This window comes from Paraburkholderia sp. MM5384-R2 (assembly GCF_014201025.1).
GTDB classification, from domain to species: domain Bacteria; phylum Pseudomonadota; class Gammaproteobacteria; order Burkholderiales; family Burkholderiaceae; genus Paraburkholderia; species Paraburkholderia tuberum.
Window position 1 is genome coordinate 1 of sequence record NZ_JACHDI010000065.1, and the last position, 5,049, is coordinate 5,049.

A 5,049-nucleotide genomic window follows, 5' to 3' on the forward strand; every position below is an offset into this window, starting at 1 on the left:
ACGCTGCAGGAAAAGTCCGTCGTGATGCTCGGCCAGCCCGAGCACTCGGTCGTCACCACCTGTGCGTATTGCGGCGTCGGCTGCTCGTTCAAGGCGGAGATGAAGGGCAACGAGGTCGTGCGGATGGTGCCGCACAAGAACGGCCACGCCAACGAAGGCCACGCGTGCGTGAAGGGCCGCTTCGCATGGGGCTACGCGACGCACAAGGACCGCATCACCAGACCGATGATCCGCGCGAAGATCACCGACCCGTGGCGCGAAGTCAGCTGGGACGAAGCGCTCACGTACGCGGCCTCGGAATTCCGCCGGATTCAGGCGAAGCACGGGCGCGATTCGATCGGCGGCATCACGTCGTCGCGTTGCACGAACGAAGAAACCTATCTGGTGCAAAAGCTCGTGCGCGCCGCGTTCGGCAACAACAACGTCGACACCTGCGCGCGCGTGTGCCACTCGCCGACCGGCTATGGCCTGAAGACCACGCTCGGCGAATCGGCGGGCACGCAGACGTTCGCGTCGGTCGATAAAGCCGACGTCATCATGGTGATCGGCGCGAATCCGACCGACGGCCACCCGGTGTTCGGCTCGCGTCTGAAGCGCCGCGTGCGCGAGGGCGCGAAGCTGATCGTCGTCGATCCGCGGCGGATCGATATCGTCGATACGCCGCACGTGAAGGCGTCGCATCATCTGCAATTGCGCCCGGGCACCAACGTGGCCGTGGTGAATGCGCTGGCGCATGTGATCGTGACCGAGGGCCTGCTGAACGAAGCGTTCGTCGCCGAGCGTTGCGAAACGCGTGCGTTCGAGCAGTGGCGCGATTTCGTCGCGCTGCCGGAAAACGCGCCGGAAGCGACCGAAGCAGTGACCGGCGTGCCGGCCCAGCAGGTGCGCGAAGCTGCCCGCATCTATGCCACGGGTGGCAACGCCGCGATCTACTACGGCCTCGGCGTCACCGAACACGCGCAAGGCTCGACGATGGTGATCGGTATCGCCAACCTCGCGATGGCGACCGGCAACATCGGCCGCGCAGGCGTGGGCGTGAATCCGCTGCGCGGCCAGAACAACGTGCAGGGTTCGTGCGACATGGGCTCGTTCCCGCACGAACTGCCGGGCTACCGCCATATCAGCGATACCGTTACGCGCACGCTGTTCGAGGAAGCGTGGAACGTCACGTTGCAGCCGGAACCCGGCCTGCGTATTCCGAACATGTTCGACGCAGCCGTGCACGGCACCTTCAAGGGTCTCTATTGCCAGGGCGAAGACATCGTGCAGTCGGACCCGAACACGCATCATGTGTCGGCGGCGCTGTCGTCGATGGAATGCATCGTCGTGCAGGACATCTTTCTCAACGAGACCGCCAAGTACGCGCACGTGCTGCTGCCCGGTTCGTCGTTCCTCGAAAAGGACGGCACCTTCACCAACGCGGAGCGCCGCATCTCGCGCGTGCGCAAAGTCATGCCGCCGGTGCCGGGTTACGCCGACTGGGAAGTCACGGTGCTGCTCTCGCGCGCGCTCGGCTATGAAATGGACTACACGCATCCGTCGCAGATCATGGACGAGATCGCGCGTCTCACGCCGACCTTCCAAGGCGTGTCGTACCAGAAGCTCGACGAGCTCGGCAGCATCCAGTGGCCATGCAACGAGGACGCGCCGGACGGCACGCCGACCATGCACGTCGACACCTTCGTGCGCGGCAAGGGCAGGTTCGTGATTACGAAGTTCATCGCAACGCCCGAAAAGGTCACGCGCAAATTTCCGCTGCTGCTCACGACGGGCCGCATCCTCTCGCAGTACAACGTCGGCGCGCAAACGCGCCGTACCGAGAACTCGCGCTGGCACGACGAGGACCGGCTCGAACTGCATCCGCACGATGCCGAAGAGCGCGGCATCAGGACCGGCGACTGGGTCGGCATCGAATCGCGTGCGGGACAGACCGTGCTGCGCGCGAAGGTGACCGAGCGGATGCAGCCGGGTGTGGTCTACACGACGTTCCACTTTCCCGAATCGGGCGCGAACGTGATCACCACCGATAGCTCGGACTGGGCGACCAACTGTCCGGAATACAAGGTGACCGCGGTGCAGGTGATGCCGGTCGAACAACCGTCGCAATGGCAGCAGGACTATTCGCGCTTCAACAGCGAGCAGCTCGATCTGCTGAAGCAGCGCGAGCTGGCCAACACGACGTCGGGCAAGTGAGGCGAGCGATGGACAATCAGAACCTGATCGACATGGCGAACCGGATCGGCGACTTCTTCGAGTCGATGCCGGACCGCGAAGAGGCGCTCGCCGGCGTCGCCGATCATATCCGCCGCTTCTGGGAGCCGCGCATGCGGCGCGCGTTGCTGGCCGCGCTCGATACTTCAAACGAAGGGACGTTGTGCCAGATTGTTCAAGAGGCACTGGCGGGCCACCGCGCTGAGCTGACACCAGATCAAACATAATCGCGCAGCGTAGGCGTGCGCCTGCAATACCACGAAGGGCTAGGCCGTACCGGCGTAAAAATTCGCGCCACCCACGCCGAAATAGATGCCCATGTCGGCTCGACAGCATTCGTAACTTCAAAACAGGGAGAGACAGATGAAGATCTGTGTTTATGGCGCCGGAGCAATCGGCGCGTACCTCGGCGCGCAGCTCGCACTGGCAGGAGCCGACGTTAGTTTCGTCGCGCGAGGCCCGCACCTCGCCGCCATGCAGGCGAACGGTGTACGTCTGCAGATCGATGGTGTGGAGCGTGTCGTCAAGGTGCGTTGCTCGGCGGATCCGCGTGAACTCGGGACGCAGGATTACGTGATCGTTGCACTAAAGGCGCATTCGGTGCCGGGCGTGATGGGTGCGATGCAGCCCTTGCTGGGATCCGACACGGCGATTGTTACCGCGGTGAACGGGATTCCTTACTGGTATTTCTACAAACACGGCGGCGAATTCGCCGGCACCACACTCGACAGCGTTGATCCGGGCGGCAAGCAGTGGAACGTCCTCGGGCCTGAACGTGCGATCGGTTGCGTGGTGTACCCAGCAACCGAAATCGTCGAACCGGGCGTGATTCGCCATGTGTACGGGAAGAAATTCCCGATCGGCGAGCCCAGTGGTGAGCGCACTGAGCGAGTCCAGAGGCTGCACGAAATCTTTATTGCTGCGGATCTGGACGCACCGATCCGCGACAATATCCGTGACGAGATCTGGCTGAAATTGTGGGGCAATCTCTGCTTCAATCCGATTAGCGCTCTAACCCACGCAACCCTGGACGTTATCACGAGCGACCCGGCGACACGCGCGGTGTCGCGGACCATGATGATGGAAGCGAAAGCGATTGGTGACCGTTTTGGCGTGCATTTCCGCGTGGATGTCGAAAAGCGTATCGATGGCGCGGGTGCGGTTGGTGCGCACAAGACCTCGATGTTGCAGGATCTCGAAGCCGGCCGCCCGATGGAGATCGACCCGCTGCTCAGCGTTGTCCAGGAGATGGGCCGGTTGGTCGGGCAGGCGACGCCGACCATAGACACGGTGCTGGCGCTGATCAAGATGCGCGAGCGGATCGCCCAGCAAACGCCTGTTCGGTTTGCGCCTCTAGAACGCAAAACCCGGGTGACAGAGGTGTCGCAAGCTGCATAGAGATCCAGAGATACTACCGAAGACAACGCTTGGCGTTGCCAGACTGCTGACAAAGCCCTGGCGTCGGCCCGGATCTCGATCCGACCGCCGGGATACTCCCACACATCGATGTAGCGGCCGATCAGCAGACTCAGGAAAACGTTTGCGCACGGCGCTCGCGATCGGTGCGGACCCCGCGACCCTCGTCGACTCAAACGACGGCGTGGAGCCGCTGGCGGTCGCGCGGTATCTCAGGGGCGATCCAGCACCTCGCGGGAATGAAGGATAGCAAGGTGATCGTCGCGATCAACAAGGATCCAGAAGCCACGGTCTTCAGGGTGGCGAACTATGGGCTCGTCGGCGATCTCTTCGAAGCGGTACCAGCAGTTGTCAAGGCGTTATAGAGCCTTGGACTTGCTGCAATTGCTTGCAGGCAGTACGAGCGTTTCACGGCGAGAATATGTACGCCCCGTACCGAAGATGAGCTTTCCTTAGCCAAGGTAAACAAATGCAATTCAACTCTCAGACTGAAGGGAATCACGCATGAAGATTCACGAGTACCAGGGTAAGGAAATCCTGCGGAAATTCGGCGTCGCGGTACCGCGCGGCAAGCCGGTCTTCTCGGTGGACGATGCGGTCAAGGCCGCGCAAGAGCTGGGCGGCCCGGTGTGGGTCGTGAAGGCTCAGATCCACGCGGGTGGCCGTGGCAAGGGCGGCGGCGTGAAAGTCGCCAAGTCGCTGGAACAGGTTCGTGAATACTCGAACCAGATCCTCGGCATGCAGCTCGTCACGCACCAGACTGGTCCGGAAGGCCAGAAGGTGAACCGTCTGCTGATAGAAGAAGGCGCTGACATCAAGAAGGAACTGTATGTCGGCCTCGTGATCGATCGCGTTTCGCAGAAGATCGTCGTGATGGCATCGAGCGAAGGCGGCATGGACGTCGAAGAAGTCGCGGAAAAGACGCCCGAGCTGATCCACAAGGTTGCTGTCGACCCGTCGACCGGCCTGAAGGACGCTGAAGCTGACGACCTCGCGAAGAAAATCGGCGTGCCCGATGCCTCGATCCCGCAAGCGCGCGCGATCCTGCAAGGCCTGTACAAGGCATTCTGGGAAACCGATGCTTCGCTGGCCGAAATCAACCCGCTGATCCTGACCGGCGACGGCAAGGTCATCGCGCTGGACGCCAAGTTCAACTTCGATTCGAACGCACTGTTCCGTCACCCGGAAATCGTCGCGTATCGCGATCTGGACGAAGAAGATCCGGCTGAAGTCGAAGCATCGAAGTTCGACCTCGCGTACATCTCGCTCGACGGCAACATCGGCTGCCTCGTGAACGGCGCTGGCCTCGCAATGGCAACGATGGACGCCATCAAGCTGTTCGGCGGCGAACCGGCGAACTTCCTCGACGTCGGCGGAGGAGCTACGACCGAGAAGGTTACCGAAGCGTTCAAGATCATGCTG

Annotated in this window: 4 protein-coding genes and 2 pseudogenes; all 6 read left to right on the forward strand. The window is 62.1% G+C overall.

Annotation, left to right across the window (positions count from 1 at the left end; translation table 11 throughout):
* Positions 1 to 2,193 (forward strand): formate dehydrogenase subunit alpha (fdhF, locus tag HDG37_RS38435; protein WP_184056757.1); only part of this gene is annotated, 2,193 nt, incomplete at its 5' end.
* Positions 2,194 to 2,201: 8 nt separating this feature from the next.
* Positions 2,202 to 2,438: a formate dehydrogenase subunit delta gene (locus HDG37_RS38440; RefSeq protein ID WP_184056760.1), complete on the forward strand. Its 237-nt coding sequence runs from the start codon at positions 2,202 to 2,204 to the stop codon at positions 2,436 to 2,438.
* Between the two features lie 136 nt (positions 2,439 to 2,574).
* Positions 2,575 to 3,609, forward strand: coding sequence for a 2-dehydropantoate 2-reductase (locus HDG37_RS38445; protein WP_184056762.1), 1,035 nt, complete (start codon positions 2,575 to 2,577; stop codon positions 3,607 to 3,609).
* Positions 3,610 to 3,748: 139 nt separating this feature from the next.
* Positions 3,749 to 3,844 (forward strand): annotated as a pseudogene (locus HDG37_RS39945) (electron transfer flavoprotein subunit beta/FixA family protein); the annotation flags it as partial.
* A pseudogene (locus tag HDG37_RS38450) lies at positions 3,834 to 3,992 on the forward strand (electron transfer flavoprotein subunit alpha/FixB family protein); the annotation flags it as partial. The pseudogenes HDG37_RS39945 and HDG37_RS38450, both read left to right, overlap by 11 nt.
* 139 nt (positions 3,993 to 4,131) lie before the next feature.
* On the forward strand, positions 4,132 to 5,049 hold a 918-nt coding region (gene sucC / locus HDG37_RS38455; protein WP_184056765.1), incomplete at its 3' end, for an ADP-forming succinate--CoA ligase subunit beta.